The organism is Enterococcus sp. 3H8_DIV0648 (assembly GCF_002140655.1).
GTDB lineage: Bacteria > Bacillota > Bacilli > Lactobacillales > Enterococcaceae > Enterococcus_A > Enterococcus_A hulanensis.
In genome coordinates this window covers 149,675-150,266 of record NZ_NGLG01000002.1, presented here as the reverse complement: position 1 = coordinate 150,266, position 592 = coordinate 149,675, and the positions used below count along the sequence as shown (strand labels likewise).

At 43.6% G+C, this 592-nt stretch carries 1 protein-coding gene; it reads right to left on the bottom strand.

All coding sequences use genetic code 11. The features are described 5' to 3' along the window. Positions 1–592: hypothetical protein (locus A5875_RS23345; protein ID WP_176244737.1), on the bottom strand; the 592-nt coding region annotated here is incomplete at both ends.

Below are 592 nucleotides of genomic sequence, written 5' to 3'. Positions count from 1 at the left end.
AATCTGAGTCGCTATCACTGTCGGAATCACTATCCGAATCTGAGTCGCTATCACTGTCGGAATCACTATCCGAATCTGAGTCCGAATCACTTTCATCATCTTTTTGAACTACTACACCACTAGACTGGCTTTCCTTATCTTCCTTACCTTCTTGGTGACCAATAACTTTAGCTGTCACCATATCGCCTTCATCAAGAGTTCTACCAGTTAACCGTGCATATCGTTCAGCAATATCGTTTAGGTCATAATAGAATTCTCCTCCAGGACTGACTGCTATCCCTTCTGCTACTAGAACACCATTCACGTAAATGTCAACGGTATATGTCCTATCATGATCCAAGTTTTGGCTTGGTACTTTTCCTGAAATGATCGAATCGCCATCATTAATAGGATTTAATGTTGGTGGTGCAACTACCCACTTATCGTAATCACTGTCGCTGTCAGAATCACTATCCGAATCTGAGTCACTGTCGCTGTCAGAATCGCTATCTGAGTCTGAATCGCTATCACTGTCGGAATCACTATCCGAATCCGAGTCGCTATCACTGTCAGAATCGCTATCTGAGTCCGAGTCACTGTCGCTATCGCTGTC